Raw genomic sequence first — 21209 nt, forward strand, 5'->3', positions numbered from 1 at the left:
CCAAGGAGGAGGGTGGCCGTCACACGCCGTTCTTCACGAACTACCGGCCGCAGTTCTACTTCCGCACGACGGACGTGACCGGGATCTGCACGCTGCCGGAGGGCACCGAGATGGTGATGCCAGGCGACAACGTGACCATGGACGTGGCGCTGATCGTGCCGGTGGCCATGGAGGAGAAGCTGCGCTTCGCCATCCGCGAGGGCGGCCGCACCGTCGGTGCCGGCGTCGTCGCCGCCATCAACGATTGAGATCCGGTCCGGAGCGGCGCGCCCTGCCGCTCCGCCTCTTCGGCGCCGGTCTCCGTCTCGACGGGGGCCGGCGTTGTCGTGTCGGCGACGATTTCCACCCGGAGTCGCTGCGCGGCGCCTGCCGGGCTCGATGCCAAACCGGATCCGCCTCGCCGCCCCTGTTTCCTCGCGCCTGAAGCTCCTCGGAATTCGATCCGGCGCCGGCCGCCTCGAATCGGTCACGCGCCCCCTTGCAAGCCGGGCCGCGATGGGGCATTGGGCGGTGCGCTAGGAGTGTAGCTCAACTGGTCAGAGCGCCGGTCTCCAAAACCGGAGGTTGCGGGTTCGAGTCCCTCCACTCCTGCCAGACATTCAGCCCGATCCCGAGCGCCGGCCCGGTCGACAAGCCGGGGGAGTTGCGCTAGAGCGGGCGCAATCCGAGATCTGAAGCGACCGTCGGTGCGGGCCCATCCGGGTCCTCGGCGCCGACATTCGCATTCCCGGATGCGGTCTCTGCCTCGGGGCCGAACACGCACAGACACTGGCGCCATGGCATCGAACGAAGCGACCAAGAAGGTGGACCTGGTGCGCGGCGCAGCCCGCGGTCCCGTGAATCCGCCGCCGGCCCGTCCGGCGACGCCGTCCCGGGCGCCGCAGAAGCGCGCCACGCCGGGCGAGTTCTTCGCGCAGGTCCGCGACGAGGCCCGCAAGGTCACGTGGCCGAGCCGCCGGGAGACCACCATCACCACGATCATGGTCTTCGTGATGGTCGTCGCCGCGAGCCTGTTCTTCACGGTGGTGGACCAGGCCCTGCGCTTCCTGGTCGGCCTGATCCTGGGCGTCTGAATTCTGGGTGTGTGAGGGCGGCTCGCCGCCGATGGGGGAGCCCCCCGCGGACTTTTCGGAGTTGAACGGAACCGTGTCGAAGCGCTGGTACATCGTCCACGCCTACTCGAACTTCGAGAACAAGGTCGCCCAGTCCATCAAGGATCAGGCGGCCCAGCGCGGGCTGACCGAGCTGTTCGACGAGGTGATGGTCCCGACCGAGAAGGTCGTGGAGGTGCGCCGTGGCCGGAAGGTCGATGCCGAGCGCAAGTTCTTCCCCGGCTACGTCCTGGTGAAGTGCGACCTCACCGACGAGGTCTACCACCTCATCAAGAACACCCCGAAGGTCACGGGCTTCCTCGGCGCCGACAAGTCGAAGCCGGTGCCGATCCCCGATGCCGAGGCCGAGCGCATCAAGGGCCAGGTGGCCGAGGGTGTCGACCGGCCCAAGCCCTCGATCTCCTTCGAGATCGGCGAGACCGTCCGGGTCGCCGACGGCCCGTTCGCTAGCTTCAACGGCACCGTCGAGGAGATCGACGATGCTCGCTCCCGCCTCAAGGTGGCCGTGTCGATCTTCGGCCGCGCGACTCCGGTGGAGCTGGAATACGCCCAGGTCGAGAAGGCCTGAGCCTCTTGAATTTGGCGGTGCTGAAGCCGCCCCGTCCTTCCGGCCGTCGCTGAGCGGCGGCCGCGCGTTTGCCGTCTCCTCTTAAGGAGGCGGCATCATCCGCGGGAGATCCGCCCGGCCTCGCCTCCGGGATCCACGGCTCGCACCGCGACCTGCAACCGTCCGACCCGCCGCGCTTCAGGCCGCGTGGGGGCGGATCCTCATTGGGAGCAGTCCCATGGCGAAGAAGATCACGGGCTACGTGAAGCTTCAGGTCCCGGCCGGCGCGGCGAACCCGTCGCCGCCGATCGGTCCCGCGCTCGGTCAGCGCGGCCTTAACATCATGGAATTCTGCAAGGCCTTCAACGCGAAGACCGCGCAGATGGAGAAGGGCACCCCGATCCCGGTGATCATCACCGCGTATCAGGATCGCTCCTTCACCTTCGAGATGAAGCAGCCCCCGGTCACCTTCTTCCTGAAGAAGGCCGTCGGCCTGAAGCTCGGCAAGAAGCCGGCCTCCGGCTCCAAGACCCCGGGCAAGGGTCCGACCGTCGGCAAGATCTCCGAGGCGCAGCTCCGCGAGATCGCCGAGAAGAAGATGCCCGACCTCAACTGCGACTCGATCGAGTCGGCCGTCGCCATGATCCGCGGCTCTGCCCGGGCCATGGGCCTCGAAGTCACGGCCTGAGGGAGGACATCATGGCTAAGGAAGGCAAGCGCATCCGCGCCGCCCGCGAGGGCATCGAGGTCACCAAGCTCTATCCCCTCGACGAGGCGATCAAGCTGGTGAAGGAGCGGGCGACCGCGAAGTTCGACGAGACCGTCGAGGTCTCGATGAATCTCGGCGTCGACCCCCGTCACGCCGACCAGATGGTCCGCGGCGTCTGCAATCTGCCGAACGGCTCCGGCCGGACGGTCCGGGTCGCGGTCTTCGCCCGCGGCGCCAAGGCGGACGACGCCAAGGCCGCGGGTGCCGACATCGTCGGCGCCGAGGATCTCCTGGAGATCGTGCAGAGCGGCAAGATCGACTTCGATCGCTGCATCGCGACCCCCGACATGATGCCGCTGGTCGGCCGTCTCGGTAAGGTGCTGGGTCCGCGCGGCCTGATGCCGAACCCGAAGGTCGGCACCGTCACCATGGACGTGAAGGGCGCCGTCGCCGGCGCCAAGGGCGGCTCGGTGGAGTTTCGCGTCGAGAAGGCCGGTATCGTCCATGCCGGCGTCGGCAAGGTCTCGTTCGACGCCGACAAGCTCGTCGAGAACATCAAGGCCTTCGCGGACGCCGTCGCCAAGGCGAAGCCCGCGGGCGCCAAGGGCACCTACGTCCAGCGCATCGCCGTCACCTCGACGATGGGCCCGGGCGTGAAGGTCGAGCCGAACACGGTCCTGACCGCCTGAGGCAAGGCTCATAGTCCACGCTGCGGAGCGCCCGGCCGGAAACGGCCGGGCGTTTTTTTTCCGTGGCGGGGCGGCGATGGAGCGAATTTCCCACGTCTACATGCTCGCGAGTCGGCGAAATGGGACGCTGTACACGGGCTCGACCACGGATCTCGCGCGGCGCGTTTGGGAACACCGCACGGGCGTCATGCCGGGCTTCACCCGGGATTACGGTGTGACCATGCTGGTCTGGTATGAGGCTTACCCGCGGATCATCGATGCGCGGGTGCGGGAATATGCGATCAAGCGGTGGCGACGGGCTTGGAAGCTCGCGCTGATCGAGGAATTCAATCCGGTGTGGCGGGATCTGTATGATGATCTGAGCCGATGAGCCACTGCGCGGCGCGTCGTGTGCTGGGTCCCGGATCAGGTTCCGCTTCGCTCCACCTGTCCGGGAAAGGGGTGGTGCAGGATGAAACGTCTACCCTTTCCCGGGCGCATGCAGCGCCAGCGGAATGCGACCCGGGACCCAGCACAAGAATCGCCGCCAAGCAGCACCACTCTTCCTCACGCCTTTCTCAACCCCAGAGGGGGGCGCCAACGCGCGCGGCTGTGCTAGATAGGCCACCATGCGATGCACCCTGACGGTCACCTCCAAGCGACGCATCCTGTGCGTCTTCCCCGCCTACACGCCGTCCTTCGGGACGTTCTCCCACGCCTACCCGCTGATGGGCGGGGTGAAGGCGTTCATGCCGCCCCAGGGGCTGCTGCTGATCGCGGCCTATATGCCGGATGCGTGGGAATGCCGGTTCATCGATGAGAATATCCGCCGTGCGAGCCCGGCCGACTTCGCCTGGGCCGATGCGGTGTTCGTCTCCGGGATGCACATCCAGGAACCGCAGATCCACGACATCCGCGACCGCGCCCGCGCGGCCGGCAAGGTGACGGTGCTGGGCGGCCCCTCGGTCTCCGGCGCCCCGGAGAAGTACGGCGATTTCGACTACCTCCATGTCGGCGAGATCGGCGATGCCACCGACCAGCTCGTCGCGCGCCTCGACGCCGACCTGACCCCGCCGCCCGCCCAGGTGCTGCTGGAGACGAAGGACCGCCTCGCGCTGGCGGATTTCCCGGCCCCGGCCTACGAGGCGGCGCCGCTCAAGCGCTACCTGATCGGCTCCCTGCAATTCTCCTCGGGCTGCCCCTATCGGTGCGAATTCTGCGACATCCCGCAGCTCTATGGCCGCCAGCCGCGGCTGAAGAGCCCCGAGCAGATGTGCGCCGAACTCGACGCCATCATCAGCCAGCCGGGCCACCCGGCGGTGGTCTACTTCGTCGACGACAACTTCATCGCCAACCGCAAGGCGACCCGCGAGATGCTGCCGCACCTCGTGGCCTGGCAGAAGAAGAACAACTACCCGCTCCAGTTCGCCTGCGAGGCGACGCTGAACATGGCCAAGCAGCCCGAGATCCTCGAGCTGATGCGGCAGGCGAACTTCATGACGGTGTTCGTCGGCATCGAGACGCCGGAGGCAGAAGCCCTCAAGGGCATCGACAAGACCCACAACGCGGCCGTGCCGATGTACGAGGCGATCGAGACCCTCAACTCCTACGGGCTCGAGGTGACCTCGGGCATCATCCTGGGCCTCGACTCCGACACCGACAAGTCCGAGCAGAACCTGATCGACTTCATCGACCGGTCGGCGATCCCGGTGCTGACCATCAACCTGCTCCAGGCCCTGCCCAAGACCCCGCTCTGGGACCGGCTGGAGCGTGAGGGCCGGCTCCTCCACGATGCCAGCCTGGAGTCGAACGTCCTGTTCAAGCGCCCGCACGATTCGGTGGTGAAGAGCTGGCGCCGGGCGATCGCGCATGCCTACGAGCCGGACAAGATCTTCGAGCGCTTCAAGCACCAGTGCGCGGTGACCTATCCGAACCGGATCACCACGCCGCCCGCCGGCAAGCTGACCTTCACCAACTTGCGGCGCGGGTTGATCCTCGGCTTCAATATCATCACCCGGGTCGGAATCTTCTCCGACTACCGCAAGCCGTTCTGGAGCGCGGCCGGCTACGCGCTGAAGCGGGGGCAGATCGAGGCGGTGTTCAACATGGGCTTCGTGGCCCACCACCTGATCCGCTTCACCCGCGAGGCCCTGCGCGGCGAGCACAACGCCTCTTTCTATGCCGCCAAGGCCGCGGAGGCGAAGGCGGCCCGCGACCGGAGCTGGTGGGAGGCGGCCCGGCGCAAGCTGGTCCCCGAGCGCGAGGCGGCGTAGCCTGGATCCGACGACCCGCCGAGCGATGCAATCGCGGCAAGGCTCCTCCGCTAGCCCTTGCCTGCGGCGGAAAAGTCGCGCTTCGGCCCTTGGCAGGCGGCTTGCTAGGCTCTATACACCGCGCCTCACGCATTTCATCCTTACGGAAGGAAACGGCCGATTGGCCGGTTTCCGCTCGAAATGTCGCCCGGGCAACCGGGTGGCACTGGCCGGCAGGATCCAGAGGGCACCACGCCCCGCGGAGCCTCGTCCGGCCATGTCCTGTCCGAGACTGCAGGTGCCGGTTCGCCGGCTTAATCCACCAGCCTGCACAGACGGGGAAGACCGAATTCGAAACGCCTCGCCACGGCCCAGGCCGCGGAGGGGTATCGGTTTGAACCAACTCACCCGAAGCGGCCCCTCAAGGGTACGTGCGGGGACAGGGCCGCGAAGCGTCGTTCGGACGTTCCCGGTCTTTCGAAGGCCGAGACCACGTCCGGGCGGCATGTGCAACCGGCGGGCCCGATTCCGGGTCCCGCCAACCGGAGAGAGCCCAGTGGACCGGACAGCTAAAGCTGACCTCGTCTCGACGCTCAACGGCGTGTTCAATCAGAGCGCCGTCGTCGTCGTGGCCCACTACAAGGGCCTCACGGTCGCCGACATGCAGAAGCTGCGCTCGCAGATGAAGCAGGCCGGCGCCACCGTGAAGGTCGCCAAGAACAGCCTCGCCGGCATCGCACTCGATGGTACGGACGTCGCCTCCATCAAGCCGCTCCTGAAGGGCCCGACCCTGCTCGCCTATTCGGGCGATCCGGTCGCAGCCGCCAAGGTCGCGGTGGATTTCGCCAAGACGAACGACAAGCTCGTGATTCTCGGCGGCGCGATGGGCACGACAACCCTGAACCCGGACGGCGTGAAGGCCCTCGCCTCGCTCCCGTCCCTCGACGAACTGCGCGCCAAGATCGTGGGCCTCGTGCAGGCGCCCGCGACGAAGATCGCTCAGGTCGTCAATGCGCCGGCGGCGAAGCTCGCCCGCGTGTTCGGGGCCTATGCCACCAAGGACGAGGCCGCCTGAGGCCCTTCAAAAACCACCCGTTCGAACCGATATCTGAGAGGAATTCAAAATGGCTGATCTTGCCAAGCTCGTCGACGACTTGTCCTCGCTGACCGTGCTCGAGGCCGCTGACCTGGCCAAGATGCTCGAAGAGAAGTGGGGCGTCTCGGCCGCCGCTGCCGTCGCCGTCGCCGCCGGTCCGGCTGCCGGTGGCGCCGCGGCCGCCGTCGAGGAGCAGACCGAGTTCACGGTCGTCCTCGCCGCCGCCGGCGACAAGAAGATCGAGGTCATCAAGGAGGTCCGCGCGATCACCGGCCTCGGCCTCAAGGAAGCCAAGGACCTCGTCGAGGGCGCGCCGAAGCCGGTCAAGGAAGGCGTCGCCAAGGACGAGGCCGAGAAGCTCAAGGCCCAGCTCGAGAAGGCCGGCGCCAAGGTCGAGCTCAAGTAAGTCGACGATGGGCCGGCCCCGGCCCATCACCCCACGCAGGCCCGTCTCGGGCCTGTCGTGACTGGAGCCCGCGGGTGCTGCGCCCGCGGGCTTTAGGCCGCTTCGGCGGACGGTCCCGGGCGGGGCCGATTGAGAGAGATTCGGTTCGGTGGCGCGGCTCGGCGGGGCGCGCGTCACGGCCCGGCGCGGGAGGCCCCTTCACGGGAGCGCTTCCCCGGGCGCGAGGCACGCGGGTAGGAGCGAGGTCACATGGCCAACACGCTGGTCGGTCGCAAGCGCATTCGGAAGTTCTTCGGCAAGATCAAGGAAGTTGCCGAGATGCCGAACCTCATCGAGGTTCAGAAGGCGTCCTACGACCAGTTCCTGATGGTCGACGAGCCCGAAGGCGGGCGCGGCGACGAGGGGCTGCAGAGCGTGTTCAAGTCGGTCTTCCCGATCTCCGACTTCGCCTCCACGGCCCTCCTGGAATTCGTGCGCTACACCTTCGAGGCGCCCAAGTACGACGTGGACGAGTGCCGCCAGCGCGGCATCACCTTCGCGGCGCCGCTGAAGGTCACGCTCCGCCTCATCGTGTTCGATGTCGATCCCGACACCCAGGCCAAGTCGGTCAAGGACATCAAGGAGCAGGACGTCTACATGGGCGACATGCCCCTGATGACGGAGAACGGCACCTTCATCGTCAACGGCACCGAGCGCGTCATCGTCTCGCAGATGCACCGCTCGCCGGGCGTGTTCTTCGACCACGACAAGGGCAAGACCCACTCGTCGGGCAAGCTCCTGTTCGCCGCCCGCATCATCCCGTACCGGGGCTCCTGGCTCGACGTCGAGTTCGACGCCAAGGACATCGTGCACGTCCGCATCGACCGGAAGCGCAAGCTGCCGGCGACGTCGCTGCTCTACGCGCTGGGCCTCGACGGCGAGGAGATCCTGTCGACCTTCTACAACCGCGTCGCCTACGACCGGGACGGCGCCGACTGGCGCGTGCCGTTCGATGCCGAGCGCATGAAGGGCATGAAGGCCACGGTCGACCTGATCGACGCCGATTCCGGCGAGGTCGTGCTCGAGGCCGGCAAGAAGCTCAACGCCCGCAACGCCCGCCAGATCACCGAGAAGGGGACCAAGTTCCTCAAGGCGACCGACGAGGATCTCGTCGGCCAGTACATCGCCGAGGATCTGGTCAACGCCCACACCGGCGAGATCTGGGCCGAGGCCGGTGAGGAGATCACTGACAAGCTCCTGAAGAGCCTGGAGGATGTCGGCATCACCGAGCTGCCGGTACTCGACATCGACCACGTCAATGTCGGTCCCTACATCCGCAACACCCTGGCGGTGGACAAGAATTCCGGCCGCGAGGGTGCGCTGTTCGACATCTACCGGGTCATGCGCCCGGGCGAGCCGCCGACCCTCGACACCGCCGAGGCGATGTTCCACTCGCTGTTCTTCGATTCCGAGCGCTACGACCTCTCGGCGGTCGGCCGCGTGAAGATGAACATGCGCCTCGACCTCGACGCCGCCGACACCGTGCGCACGCTGCGCAAGGAGGACATGCTGGCGGTGGTCAAGGCGCTCGTGGAGCTGCGCGACGGCAAGGGCGAGGTCGACGACATCGACCACCTCGGCAACCGCCGCGTCCGCTCGGTGGGCGAGCTCATGGAGAACCAGTACCGTCTGGGCCTCCTGCGCATGGAGCGTGCCATCCGCGAGCGCATGAGCCAGGTCGATATCGACACGGTGATGCCGCAGGACCTGATCAACGCGAAGCCCGCGGCCGCCGCCGTGCGCGAGTTCTTCGGCTCGTCGCAGCTGTCGCAGTTCATGGACCAGACCAACCCGCTCTCCGAGGTGACGCACAAGCGCCGCCTCTCGGCCCTCGGCCCGGGCGGTCTGACCCGCGAGCGCGCCGGCTTCGAGGTGCGCGACGTGCACCCGACGCATTACGGCCGCATCTGCCCGATCGAGACGCCGGAAGGCCCGAACATCGGCCTGATCAACTCCCTCGCCACCTTCGCGCGGGTCAACAAGTACGGCTTCATCGAGACCCCGTTCCGCCGCGTGCGCGACGGCGTGGTCACCGACGAGGTCGCCTACCTCTCGGCCATGGAGGAGGCGAAGTACTACGTCGCCCAGGCCAACGCCCAGATGGACGAGAACCGCAAGCTCACGGAGGACCTCGTGGTCTGCCGTCGCGCGGGCGAAGTGATCGTCGTGGGTCCTGAGCGCGTCGACCTCATGGACGTGTCGCCGAAGCAGCTCGTCTCGGTCGCCGCGGCTTTGATCCCCTTCCTCGAGAACGACGACGCCAACCGCGCGCTCATGGGCTCGAACATGCAGCGCCAGGCGGTGCCGCTTGTCCGCGCCGACGCCCCGTTCGTGGGCACCGGCATGGAGGCTGTGGTCGCCCGCGATTCCGGCGCCGCCATCGCGGCCCGCCGGGCCGGCATCATCGATCAGGTCGACGCGACCCGTATCGTCATCCGCGCCACGGAAGAGGCGGATGCGACTAAGCCGGGCGTCGACATCTACCGTCTTCAGAAGTTCCAGCGCTCCAACCAGTCGACCTGCATCACGCAGAAGCCGCTGGTCCGCGTCGGCGAGTTCGTGAAGAAGGGCGAGATCATCGCCGACGGTCCCTCGACAGAGTTCGGTGAGCTGGCGCTCGGCCGGAACGTGCTCGTCGCGTTCATGCCGTGGAACGGCTACAACTTCGAGGACTCGATCCTGCTCTCCGAGCGGATCGTGAAGGATGACGTGTTCACCTCGATCCACATCGAGGAGTTCGAGGTGATGGCCCGCGACACCAAGCTCGGGCCGGAAGAGATCACCCGCGACATCCCGAACGTCTCGGAAGAAGCGCTCAAGAACCTCGACGAGGCCGGCATCGTCTACATCGGTGCCGAGGTGAATGCCGGCGACATCCTCGTCGGCAAGATCACCCCGAAGGGCGAGAGCCCGATGACGCCGGAGGAGAAGCTGCTCCGCGCCATCTTCGGCGAGAAGGCCTCGGACGTGCGCGACACCTCGCTGCGGGTGCCGCCGGGCGTCACCGGCACGATCGTCGAGGTCCGGGTGTTCAATCGCCACGGCGTCGACAAGGACGAGCGCGCCCAGGCGATCGAGCGCGAGGAGATCGAGCGGCTCGCCAAGGACCGCGACGACGAGCAGGCGATCCTCGACCGCAACACCTACGCCCGTCTGGCGGACGTGCTGATCGGCCAGGCGCCGGTGGCCGGCCCGAAGGGCTTCCGGAAGGACACCACGCTCACCCGCGAGCTGATCAACGACTACCCGCGCTCGCAATGGTGGCAGTTCGCCGTCATCGAGGACCGTCTCATGACCGAGATGGAGGCGATGCAGAAGCAGTACGACGAGTCGAAGAAGCGCCTGGAGCAGCGCTTCCTCGACAAGGTCGAGAAGCTGCAGCGCGGCGACGAGCTGCCCCCCGGCGTCATGAAGATGGTCAAGGTCTTCGTGGCGGTGAAGCGCAAGATCCAGCCTGGCGACAAGATGGCCGGCCGTCACGGCAACAAGGGCGTCGTGTCGCGGATTGTGCCGATCGAGGACATGCCGTTCCTGGAGGACGGGACGCATGCCGACATCGTGCTCAACCCACTGGGCGTGCCCTCGCGCATGAACGTCGGTCAGATCCTGGAGACGCACCTCGGCTGGGCGGCTGCGGGCCTGGGTCGCAAGGTGTCGAAGGCGGTGGATGCCTATCTGAAGTCGCACGATATCGCGCCGCTGCGGGAGGAGATGACGGCGATCTACTCCCCGGGCGAGCTCGACGGCCTGACGGACGAGGAGCTGGCCGAGGCCGGCAACAACGTCCGCCGCGGCGTGCCGATGGCCACCCCGGTGTTCAACGGCGCCAAGGAGGCCGACATCGAGCAGATGCTGGAGATGGCCGGGCTCGACCGCTCGGCGCAGTCGACGCTCTACGACGGGCGCACCGGCGAGCCCTTCGACCGCAAGGTGACGATGGGCTACATCTACATGCTGAAGCTCCACCACCTCGTGGACGACAAGATCCACGCCCGGTCGATCGGCCCGTACTCGCTCGTCACCCAGCAGCCGCTGGGCGGCAAGGCGCAGTTCGGCGGTCAGCGCTTCGGCGAGATGGAGGTCTGGGCGCTGGAGGCCTACGGCGCGGCCTACACGCTGCAGGAGATGCTCACGGTGAAGTCGGACGACGTGGCCGGCCGCACCAAGGTCTACGAGGCGATCGTCCGCGGCGACGACACCTTCGAGGCCGGTATCCCCGAGTCGTTCAACGTGCTCGTCAAGGAGATGCGCTCGCTCGGCCTCAACGTCGAGCTCACCTCCTCCAAGAAGGCGGCCAACGACCAGCTCGAGCCGCCGGCCGACGCGGCCGAGTAGATCTGAGAACCACACCTCCCGTGGCGGCTTCGGGCCGCCACGGTCGAGCGGGGAGGGGAGGGGCCTCCCGGCTACGACGACGGTGAGCAGCGCCCGCGCGGGGCGCGGCGCCGGATCTTTTTCAGGACGCGGTGGCCCGGGCGCAGGGTTGCCGGCGTCAACAAGGAGCGGATCATGAACCAAGAGGTCATGAACCTTTTCAACCAGCAGGCCACGCCGGTCAGCTTCGATCAGATCAAGATCTCGATCTCGTCCCCGGAGAAGATCCTCTCCTGGTCGTACGGCGAGATCAAGAAGCCCGAGACCATCAACTACCGGACCTTCAAGCCCGAGCGCGACGGCCTGTTCTGCGCGCGGATCTTCGGACCGATCAAGGACTACGAGTGCTTGTGCGGCAAGTACAAGCGCATGAAGTACAAGGGCGTCATCTGCGAGAAGTGCGGCGTCGAGGTCACCCTCGCGCGCGTCCGGCGCGACCGCATGGGCCACATCGAGCTGGCCGCCCCCGTCGCGCACATCTGGTTCCTGAAGTCACTGCCGAGCCGCATCGGCCTGCTGCTCGACATGGCGCTCAAGGACCTCGAGCGGATCCTGTACTTCGAGTCGTACTGCGTCATCGAGCCGGGCCTCACCCCCCTGAAGGAGCGTCAGCTCCTGTCGGAGGAGGAGTACCTGCGCGCCCAAGAGGAGTACGGCGAGGATAGCTTCACCGCCATGATCGGCGCCGAGGCCATCCGGCGCATCCTGCAGGAGCTCGACCTCGACAAGATCGCCAACGATCTGCGCGAGGAGATCGCGGTCACGACATCGGAGCTGAAGCCCAAGAAGCTCCTGAAGCGGCTCAAGATCATCGAGGCCTTCCAGATGTCCGGCAACAAGCCGGAATGGATGATCCTCACGGTCGTGCCGGTGATCCCGCCGGACCTGCGCCCGCTGGTCCCCCTGGATGGCGGCCGCTTCGCGACCTCCGACCTGAACGACCTGTATCGCCGCGTCATCAACCGCAACAATCGCCTGAAGCGGCTGATCGAGCTGCGCGCCCCCGACATCATCATCCGCAACGAGAAGCGGATGCTGCAGGAGGCGGTCGACGCGCTGTTCGACAACGGCCGCCGCGGCCGCGTCATCACGGGTGCAAACAAGCGCCCGCTGAAGTCGCTCGCCGACATGCTGAAGGGCAAGCAGGGCCGGTTCCGCCAGAACCTGCTCGGCAAGCGCGTCGACTACTCGGGCCGCTCGGTGATCGTGGTCGGTCCGGAGCTGAAGCTGCACCAGTGCGGCCTGCCCAAGAAGATGGCGCTGGAGCTGTTCAAGCCGTTCATCTACGCGCGCCTCGACGCCAAGGGCTTCTCGGCTACCGTCAAGCAGGCCAAGAAGCTCGTCGAGAAGGAGAAGCCGGAGGTCTGGGACATCCTCGATGAGGTGATCCGCGAGCACCCGGTGATGCTGAACCGCGCGCCGACGCTCCACCGCCTCGGCATCCAGGCCTTCGAGCCGAAGCTGATCGAGGGCAAGGCGATCCAGCTGCACCCGCTGGTCTGCGCCGCGTTCAACGCTGACTTCGACGGCGACCAGATGGCCGTGCACGTCCCGCTGTCGCTCGAGGCGCAGCTGGAAGCGCGCGTCCTGATGATGTCGACCAACAACATCCTGCATCCGRCCAACGGCCAGCCGATCATCGTGCCCAGCCAGGACATCGTGCTCGGCCTCTACTACCTGTCGATCGTGGCCGAGGGCATGCCGGGCGAGTTCAAGGCGGACAACGCCAAGAACCCGATGCAGGGCGTCTACGGCGATATGGGCGAGCTGGAGCACGCCCTCGCCGCCAAGGCCGTGTCGCTGCACACCAAGATCAAGTGGCGCTGGACCGGCATCGGTCCGGACAATCAGCCCCTGACCAAGACCTACGAGACCACGCCGGGGCGGGTGATCCTGTCCGGCGCCCTGCCGAAGCACGCCAAGGTGCCCTTCGAAGTCGTCAACAAGCTGATGACCAAGAAGGAGATCTCGGCGATGATCGACACCGTCTACCGCCACTGCGGTCAGAAGGAGTCGGTGATCTTCTGTGATCGGATCATGGCGCTCGGCTTCAACCACGCGTTCAAGGCCGGCATCTCGTTCGGCAAGGACGACATGGTCGTGCCGGACAACAAGTGGTCGATCGTCGACACCACCCGCGCGCTCGTGAAGGACTACGAGCAGCAGTACAACGACGGCCTGATCACCCAGGGCGAGAAGTACAACAAGGTGGTCGATGCCTGGGCCAAGTGCTCGGACAAGCTGGCCGCCGAGATGATGGGCCGCATCTCCGCGGTCCAGAAGGACGAGAACGGCGCCGACAAGCAGATCAACTCGATCTACATGATGAGCCACTCCGGCGCCCGTGGCTCGCCCGCCCAGATGAAGCAGCTCGCGGCGATGCGCGGCCTCATGGCCAAGCCGTCGGGCGAGATCATCGAGACCCCGATCATCTCGAACTTCAAGGAAGGCCTGGACGTTCTGGAGTACTTCAACTCCACGCACGGTGCCCGTAAGGGCCTGGCCGACACCGCCCTGAAGACCGCCAACTCCGGTTACCTGACCCGCCGCCTCGTCGACGTGGCCCAGGACGCCGTGATCCGCGAGGTGGATTGCGGCACGACCAACGGCATCAAGATGCGCGCCATCGTGGATGCCGGCCAGGTCGTGGCGACGCTGGCCACCCGCATCCTGGGCCGCGCCACGGCCGAGGATCTCGTGGCGGCCGATGGTACGGTGATCGTCAAGACCGGCGAGACCATCGAGGAGCGGCACCTGCCGGCGATCAACGCCGCCGGCATCCAGGAGGTGAAGATCCGCTCGGTGCTGGTCTGCGCCACCAAGAGCGGCGTCTGCGCCACCTGCTACGGGCGCGACCTCGCCCGCGGCACGCCCGTCAACATGGGCGAGGCCGTCGGCGTCATCGCGGCGCAGTCGATCGGCGAGCCGGGCACGCAGCTCACGATGCGCACCTTCCACATCGGCGGTGCGGCCCAGATCGCCGACTCGTCGTTCATCGAGTCGAGCTTCGAGGGCACGATCAAGATCCGCAACCGGGCCATCGCCAAGAACTCGGACGGGGACCTGATCGCGACCGGCCGCAACGTGGCGGTGGTGGTCGTCGGGTCGGACGGGGTCGAGCGGGCGGTCCACCGCCTGCAATACGGCGCCAAGCTCCGGGTCGATGAGGGTGACAAGATCAAGCGCGGGCAGCGGATCGCCGAGTGGGATCCCTACACCCGTCCGATCCTCACCGAGGTCGACGGCATCGTGGCCTACGAGGATCTGGTCGATGGCCAGTCGATGACCGAGACCACCGACGAGTCGACCGGCATCGCCAAGCGCGTCGTCGTCGACTGGCGCGGCTCGGCCCGGACGTCGGACCTGAAGCCCGCGATGGTCGTGGTCGATCGGGAGGGCAAGGCGCTCAAGCTGCCGCGCGGCTCGGACGCCCGCTACTTCCTGCCGGTCGATGCCATCATCGGCTTCGATCCGGGCGCGAAGGTCAATGCCGGCGACATCCTGGCCCGCGTCTCGACCGACTCGGCCAAGACCCGCGACATCACCGGCGGTCTGCCGCGGGTGGCGGAACTGTTCGAGGCCCGGCGCCCGAAGGACGCGGCGATCATCGCCGAGAAGTCGGGCACCATCGCGTTCGGCCGCGACTACAAGAACAAGCGCCGGCTCACGCTGACGCCGCATGACGGTTCGGAGGCGGTCGAGTACCTGATCCCGAAGGGCAAGCACATCCACCTGCAGGACGGGGACGTGGTCGAGCTCGGCGATTACATCGTCGACGGAAACCCCGCTCCGCACGATATCCTGGCGATCAAGGGCGTGGAGGAACTCGCGGCCTACCTCGTCAACGAGATCCAGGAGGTCTACCGGCTGCAGGGCGTGTCGATCAACGACAAGCACATCGAGGTGATCGTCCGTCAGATGCTGCAGAAGGTCGAGGTGACCGATGGCGGCGACTCGGACATCCTCTCGGGTGACCAGATCGACCGGACCGAGCTGACCGACTTCAATGAGAAGTTGCTCGCCGAGGGCAAGAAGCCCATCCAGGGCGTTCCGGTCCTGCTCGGCATCACCAAGGCGTCGCTGCAGACGAAGTCGTTCATCTCGGCGGCCTCGTTCCAGGAGACCACCCGCGTCCTCACCGAGGCGGCGGTCAACGGCAAGGTCGACACCCTGGAAGGCCTGAAGGAGAACGTGATCGTCGGGTCGCTGATCCCGGCCGGCACCGGCTCGATGGTGGCGGATATCCGCTCCATCGCTCGCCGCCGCGACGCGATGATCCTGCAGCAGAAGCAGACCGAGAGCGGCGCGATGCCGGTCGAGGAGCTTCCGCCTGCCGCCGAATAAGGGCTAGCGGCAGGTTCGTGATGGGAGAGGGCGGCCTCCGGGCCGCCCTTTTCTGTTGTGGCGTGCCCCTGTCAACGCGGCCGTCTTTGCGAGCGCAGCGAAGCAACCCAGGGCGGCGCCATGCTTGCTGACGTCCCGCTGCCCTGGTTCACTTCGCTCCGCTCGTGATGACGGAGCGGGAGGCGTCAGCCGCAGCGTTCAACCCGAGACCGTATCGAGACACGCGCAACCACCCGGCCTTAACGGCGGCTCAACCATGCCGCGCGATAAATCCCGGGCGGCCGCAGAAACACCCTGGAAACGGGGAGGATCGGGCCGGTTCGGGTGCGTGAGTGCGGGTCTGGCGTCGTGGGCACGAGACGAGGACGGGAATCGAGCCTGCGCTGGCTCTCGGCGGCCCTAACGCCCTGGATGGTCGGGTTCGGCCTGCTGGTGTCGTTCACGGCCGATGCCGGCACGGAGAACGCCATCGGTGCGAGCCGGCTCGGGGTGATCGATGCCGAGACCGTTCCGCCCCTGCCGCCCGGCACCCTGCTGATCGGATCCGCCCTGCGCCGCCTCGGCGGCGAGCCGCCCCAGGCGGTGTTCAAGACCGGCGCGCACGTCTTCCCGGTGGTCCAGCGGGGGGGCAAGGGCAACCCGGCACGGCCCCCGGCCGAGAGCTTCGCCCGCCGGGCTGCCAACCTGCGGGAGCCCGGGGGCGCCCTGGTGTTCGGCGACGTCACCGGCAGCGTCACCGGCGTGCTGACGCAGGGAGCCGCGGTCTGGGATCCGGATTCCGAGCCGGAGGCCGCCTTCGTCCCCGTGCCTGATCTCGGCCTCACCACCGGCGCCGGCACCGCCGCCTCCACGGGGGAGGGTACGGCCGACCTCACCGAGGATGGCGGTCCCGAGCGCTTCGACGGCTCGACCCCGCCGGTGCCCCGCGCCATCGCCCTGTCCTCCACGACGCCGGCGCCCGCGGACGCGATCCCCGTCGAGATCGCCGCCGCGAGCCTCGCGCTGCCCGATTTCGCGATCCGCACCGAGCGCCCGGACAGCGCCCAGCCGGTGCCCGAGGATGCGCGCCGGCGCTACGCCGACCTGATCGACCCGAACGCCCTCGACAAGGAGCAGCGCTGCCTCTCCGAGGCGGTCTATTTCGAGGCCCGGAGCGAGCCCGAGGCGGGCCAGGCCGCCGTCGCCCAGGTGGTGCTCAACCGCGTGAAGAGCGGTCTCTACCCGGCGAGCGTCTGCGGCGTCGTCTACCAGAACCGGCACCATTACATGGGCTGCCAGTTCTCCTTCGCCTGCGAGGGCAAGTCCCTGCGCATCACCGATGCCGGCGCCTGGGAATCGGCGACCCGCATCGCCCGCTCGGTGATCGAGGGCCGGACCTACCTCGCCGAGGTCGGCGCCGCGACCCACTACCACGCCGACTACGTCCGTCCGGGCTGGGCGCGCCGCCTGCGCAAGATGGACGTGATCGGCCGCCACATCTTCTACCAGCTCCGCGCCGGGCAGACCTGACCCGGGACGGATCGGGCTTCATAAGAGTGCCTGTCGAAGATCTAAACAATTCTACCTAGGTAGGCGACGACTAAGCAGTCGAAACCAAGGGTTAATTTTACCTTCGATTCTGATAATGCTTGCGCGCCAGGCAACGAGTCTGGCCTCTGGTACGTCGAGACGAGCGCCGCCTGCGCGCCGCTTCTCGTAGTAATGCGTATCAGAGGATGTCCATGACCGCGCCGGCCGCTCGCACCGCTCTCCTTGCCGCCACCCTCGGCGGCGTTCTCCTCGCGGCACCCGCCCAGGCCGGCGGCTGCTACGGCTCCGAATGCTACCGCCACGTCGTCACGCCGCCGGTCTACGACACCGTGCAGGAGAACGTGCTGGTGCGCCCGCCCCGGACGGTCTACCGCACCGCGCCGCCGGTCTACGACACGGTGTCGGAGCGCGTGATGGTCTCGCCGGGCGGGCGGTTCTGGCAGACGAGCCGCGGTCCCGGCGGCGAACTGATCGGATGCTGGGTCACCACGCCGCCGCGCTTCGCCGTGCGCACCCGGACCGTGCTGGTCCGTCCGGCGCAGTCGATCCCCGAGACGATCCCCCCGGAATACGCCAGCGTCAGCCGGCGGGTCCTCGTGGCGCCCGCCCGTGCCGGCTGGGTGCCGGTCGGCGGCGGCTATGGGGGCGGCTACGGCTACCGGTCCGCCGCCTATGGCGGCCCGCTGGTCGGCTCGATCCCGGACGCGGTCGGCATCACCGGGGCCAGTTCCTCGGATGTCGGCGTCGGTCTCGGCTTCTACACGGGCAGCCGGTACGAGGGTTACTGATCCGATCCCGGAGGCTTGATTCCGGACGTCCCGGCGACACCTCACCGCACAACACGGGAGGTGACGATGGGAACGTTCAAGGCCTGGGTGGTCGAGAAGACCGAGGGCGGCCAGAGCCTGGCCTTCCGGGATTTCGACGACGCCGACCTGATGGACGGCGACGTCACCGTGCGGGTGACGCACTCGACCCTGAACTACAAGGACGGCCTCGCGCTCACCGGCGCCTCGCCGGTGGTGCGGCGCTTTCCCATGATCCCCGGCATCGATTTCTCGGGGATCGTGGAGACGTCGGACCATCCCGAATACAAGCCGGGCGACACGGTCGTGCTCACGGGCTGGGGTGTCGGCGAGACGCATCTCGGCGCCTACGCCCAGCGCGCCCGGGTGAAGGGCGACTGGCTGGTGCCCTTGCCGCAGGGATTGACGGCCGAGCAGGCCATGGCGGTGGGCACCGCCGGGTACACGGCGATGCTGTGCTGCATGGCTCTCGAGGCCCACGGCGTGAAGCCGGAGCACGGCCCGGTCATCGTCACCGGCGCCTCGGGCGGCGTCGGCTCGGTCGCCGTGGCGCTCCTCGCGCGGGCGGGCTGGCACGTGATCGCCTCCACGGGCCGGGACGGCGAATCCGACTACCTGAAGGGCCTCGGCGCCGCCGAGATCCTCGACCGGGCCGAATTGTCGAAACCCGGCAAGCCGCTCGGCAAGGAGCGCTGGGCCGCGGGGGTCGACGCGGTCGGCTCCACGACGCTCGCCAACGTGCTGGCCATGACCAAGGCCGACGGCGCCGTCGCCGCCTGCGGACTGGCGCAGGGCATGGACCTTCCGACCTCGGTGGCGCCTTTCATCCTCCGCGGCGTCTCGCTGCTCGGCATCAACAGCGTCACCACCCCGCAGAAGAAGCGCCGCGAGGCCTGGGCGCGCCTCGCCCGGGACCTCGATCTCGACAAGCTCGCCGCCATGACGCGCAAGGTCCGCCTGGAGGAGGTCGGCCGGATGGGCGACGACATCCTGGCCGGCAAGGTCCGGGGGCGGACCGTGGTGGAGGTCGGGTAGGGCGGCTTTCAGGGCGTCGTCCGGGCCTGCGCGGTCGCGTCCCGCGCCCGGCGAGGGCTCGATCCGGTGTCCGATGGGATGGGCGACGGGGTTTTGGGGCCAGGACCGCGGGTCGGGGCCACGGGCCGGGCCTCTTTCTCGACCGCGCGGGAACCATTGCCGTGCTTTCGCTGTAGATGCCTTTATGAGCGTTGCATTCGTCAAAGAGCCCGAAGGCGGGGAAGCATTCGAGAACCTGCCGGATCGGCCGATCTCACCCCACACCAACTTCGTCACGCCGGAGGGCCTCGCGCAGATCGAGGCCGAGGTCGCGCGTCTGGAGAAGGAGGTCGCCTCCCTGGATCCCGCCGACAAGGCGGAGGATTCCCGTATCGGACGCGACCTGCGCTACTGGGCCGCCCGGAAGAACACCGCGCAGCTGGTGGAGCCCAAGAGCGGTGACACCGTTCAGTTCGGCGCCACCGTCACGGTGGTCCGCGAGGACGAGTCCGGGAAGGAGACCCGGCAGACGTTCCGGATCGTCGGCGAGGACGAGGCGGACCCGCACAAGGGCTCGATCTCCTACGTAGCCCCCCTGGCCCGGGCGATCACCGGCAAGACCGTGGGCGACGTGGTCGAGGTGAACGGTCACGACGTCGAGGTGGTCGAGATCCGCTGAGGCGGTCAGCGGCCCTCGAAGCGCGGCCTCAGGGGCACGAGCGCCTCTGCGACATGCTCCATGAAAGCCCGGACCCGTGCCGCGTGACGCAGGTCGGGATGCGTCAGGATCCAGAGGTCCGCCCCCAGCTCCGGATGCGGTCCGGACAGGCGGCGCAGCGCCGGGTTGGTGTCGGCTGTGAAGCAGGGAAGCGGCCCGATGCCGAGACCGGCCTCGACCGCCGCCTCCAGTCCCAGCACCGCGTTGATCCGCAGGCGGACGCGGTCGGGCGTCACCCGCGCCTCCACGAACCGCGTGAACGAGCCCCCCGCCACCAGGGGGCCTGGACTGATCCAGGCCTCCCGGGCGAGGTCGCCATAGGTGCGATCCGCGCGGCCATAGATCCCCCACGCCGTGAGGGCGAGACGCCGCCCGACCAGCGTCTCGCTCGGCTCCCGGCTGATCCGGATCGCCACGTCGGCATCCCGGCGTGAGAGGTTGAGCGTCGCCTCGGCGAGGATGAGCTCGATCCGAATGTCAGGGTACCGCTCCGTGAAGCTCGCGAGCATCGGCATCAGCAGCTCTGCGGCGAAGCCCGCCGGCGCGGTCACCCGCAATTCGCCGGACGGGTTCTCGCCCTGACCGGCCACCACGCGGGCGAAGCGCGTCACGTCCGCCTCGATCCGCCCGGCCGCCGCGATCATCGCCTGTCCGGCGGCCGTCGGCACGTAGCCCGTGCGCAGCCGCTCGAACAGGCGCGTGTCGAGCGTCGCCTCCAAGGCGGCGAGGCGCCGGAACGCCGTCGAGTGGTTGATCCCCAGGTCCTTCGCGGCCGCGGTCAGGCCGCCGCGTTCGGCCACGGCCTTCACGAAGCGGAACGCGTCCCAGTCGAGTGCCACGCCTGGATCCTTGCATCTGTGCAAGAGCACTCTTGCACGGCGGGGCATTCTTGCAAGACGCCGGATGCGCGATGGAGGAGCTTTCCGCCGGCCGATGAACCGGCCGTCCGACACGCAGGAGAAACCACCCCATGGCCAAGGTTCTGGTGCTGTACTACTCGACCTACGGACACGTGGAGCAGATGGCGTATGCCGTCGCCGAGGGCGCCCGCGAGACGGGGGCCGAGGTCGCCGTGAAGCGCGTGCCGGAGCTGGTGCCGGAGGAGGTGGCCCGCCAGAGCCACTTCAAGCTCGATCAGGCGGCGCCGATCGCCACCGTCGACGAGCTGGCGCAGTACGACGCCATCATCTTCGGAACGCCGACCCGCTACGGCAACATGGCCTCGCAGATGAAGCAGTTCATCGATCAGACCGGCGGCCTCTGGATGAAGGGCGCGCTGGTCGGCAAGGTCGGCTCGGTCTTCACCTCCACGGCCTCGCAGCACGGCGGCCAGGAGACGACGCTGACGAGCTTCCACACGGTGCTGTTCCACCACGGCATGGTGGTGGTCGGCCTGCCCTACAGCTTCCAGGGTCAGGCGGGTGTCGAGGCGGTCAAGGGCAACACGCCCTACGGCGCCAGCACGATCGCGGACGGCGACGGGTCCCGTCAGCCCAGCGCCATCGAGCTGGAGGGCGCCCGCTTCCAGGGCCGTCACGTGGCGGGAATCGCCGCCAAGCTGGCGCGGGACTGAGGAGCCAAGAAAAAAGGCTCG

17 protein-coding genes and 1 tRNA gene are annotated in these 21209 nt (G+C 67.9%); 17 read left to right on the plus strand and 1 reads right to left on the minus strand.

Going from position 1 to position 21209, the window contains the following annotated elements; translation table 11 throughout:
* The 16 genes from ACXJKQ_RS21245 to greA form a co-directional block, all read left to right on the plus strand.
* Positions 1-248, plus strand: a 248-nt coding sequence (locus ACXJKQ_RS21245) for an EF-Tu C-terminal domain-related protein (protein WP_457107264.1), incomplete at its 5' end; no start/stop codon positions are given.
* Positions 249-517: 269 nt separating this feature from the next.
* A tRNA-Trp gene (locus ACXJKQ_RS21250) sits at positions 518-594 on the plus strand.
* A 182-nt stretch (positions 595-776) separates the two neighbouring features.
* Positions 777-1073: a preprotein translocase subunit SecE gene (gene secE, locus ACXJKQ_RS21255; protein ID WP_457107686.1), complete on the plus strand. Its 297-nt coding sequence runs from the start codon at positions 777-779 to the stop codon at positions 1071-1073.
* 73 nt (positions 1074-1146) lie between these two features.
* Positions 1147-1680, plus strand: coding sequence for a transcription termination/antitermination protein NusG (gene nusG / locus ACXJKQ_RS21260; protein WP_012320778.1), 534 nt, complete (start codon positions 1147-1149; stop codon positions 1678-1680).
* 217 nt (positions 1681-1897) lie between these two features.
* Positions 1898-2347: a 50S ribosomal protein L11 gene (rplK, locus tag ACXJKQ_RS21265; protein ID WP_043348285.1), complete on the plus strand. Its 450-nt coding sequence runs from the start codon at positions 1898-1900 to the stop codon at positions 2345-2347.
* An 11-nt stretch (positions 2348-2358) separates the two neighbouring features.
* Positions 2359-3057, plus strand: coding sequence for a 50S ribosomal protein L1 (rplA, locus tag ACXJKQ_RS21270; RefSeq protein WP_192711268.1), 699 nt, complete (start codon positions 2359-2361; stop codon positions 3055-3057).
* A 76-nt stretch (positions 3058-3133) separates the two neighbouring features.
* A complete protein-coding gene (locus ACXJKQ_RS21275; protein WP_457107687.1) occupies positions 3134-3427 on the plus strand; it encodes a GIY-YIG nuclease family protein in 294 nt (97 codons plus the stop codon).
* A gap of 238 nt (positions 3428-3665) precedes the next feature.
* Positions 3666-5309, plus strand: a complete 1644-nt coding sequence (locus ACXJKQ_RS21280) for a B12-binding domain-containing radical SAM protein (protein WP_457107688.1) — start codon at positions 3666-3668, stop codon at positions 5307-5309.
* Between the two features lie 535 nt (positions 5310-5844).
* A complete protein-coding gene (rplJ, locus tag ACXJKQ_RS21285; RefSeq protein ID WP_050735285.1) occupies positions 5845-6363 on the plus strand; it encodes a 50S ribosomal protein L10 in 519 nt (172 codons plus the stop codon).
* A 49-nt stretch (positions 6364-6412) separates the two neighbouring features.
* Complete coding sequence (gene rplL / locus ACXJKQ_RS21290) at positions 6413-6790, plus strand: 50S ribosomal protein L7/L12 (protein ID WP_007566046.1); 378 nt, start codon at positions 6413-6415, stop codon at positions 6788-6790.
* Between the two features lie 249 nt (positions 6791-7039).
* The gene (gene rpoB / locus ACXJKQ_RS21295; RefSeq protein ID WP_457107689.1) at positions 7040-11164 is read left to right on the plus strand and encodes a DNA-directed RNA polymerase subunit beta; all 4125 of its coding nucleotides are present in this window, start codon (positions 7040-7042) and stop codon (positions 11162-11164) included.
* 174 nt (positions 11165-11338) lie between these two features.
* Positions 11339-15547, plus strand: a complete 4209-nt coding sequence (gene rpoC / locus ACXJKQ_RS21300) for a DNA-directed RNA polymerase subunit beta' (protein ID WP_457107690.1) — start codon at positions 11339-11341, stop codon at positions 15545-15547.
* 411 nt (positions 15548-15958) lie between these two features.
* On the plus strand, positions 15959-17056 hold the full coding sequence (locus tag ACXJKQ_RS21305; protein WP_457107714.1) for a cell wall hydrolase: 1098 nt from the start codon (positions 15959-15961) through the stop codon (positions 17054-17056).
* Positions 17057-17268: 212 nt separating this feature from the next.
* Complete coding sequence (locus tag ACXJKQ_RS21310) at positions 17269-17865, plus strand: hypothetical protein (protein ID WP_457107691.1); 597 nt, start codon at positions 17269-17271, stop codon at positions 17863-17865.
* A 66-nt stretch (positions 17866-17931) separates the two neighbouring features.
* On the plus strand, positions 17932-18918 hold the full coding sequence (gene acuI / locus ACXJKQ_RS21315; RefSeq protein ID WP_457107692.1) for an acrylyl-CoA reductase (NADPH): 987 nt from the start codon (positions 17932-17934) through the stop codon (positions 18916-18918).
* Between the two features lie 184 nt (positions 18919-19102).
* Entirely contained in the window at positions 19103-19576 is a 474-nt protein-coding gene (greA, locus tag ACXJKQ_RS21320; RefSeq protein ID WP_457107693.1) for a transcription elongation factor GreA, read from the plus strand.
* A 5-nt stretch (positions 19577-19581) separates the two neighbouring features.
* Here the strand turns inward: greA and ACXJKQ_RS21325 are convergent, their stop codons facing one another.
* Entirely contained in the window at positions 19582-20454 is an 873-nt protein-coding gene (locus ACXJKQ_RS21325; RefSeq protein WP_457107694.1) for a LysR family transcriptional regulator, read from the minus strand.
* A gap of 131 nt (positions 20455-20585) precedes the next feature.
* Between ACXJKQ_RS21325 and wrbA the strand changes: the two genes are divergently transcribed.
* Entirely contained in the window at positions 20586-21188 is a 603-nt protein-coding gene (gene wrbA, locus ACXJKQ_RS21330) for an NAD(P)H:quinone oxidoreductase (protein WP_457107695.1), read from the plus strand.
* The last annotated feature ends 21 nt before the right edge of the window (positions 21189-21209 follow it).

Source organism: Methylobacterium sp. P5_C11 (assembly GCF_054049775.1).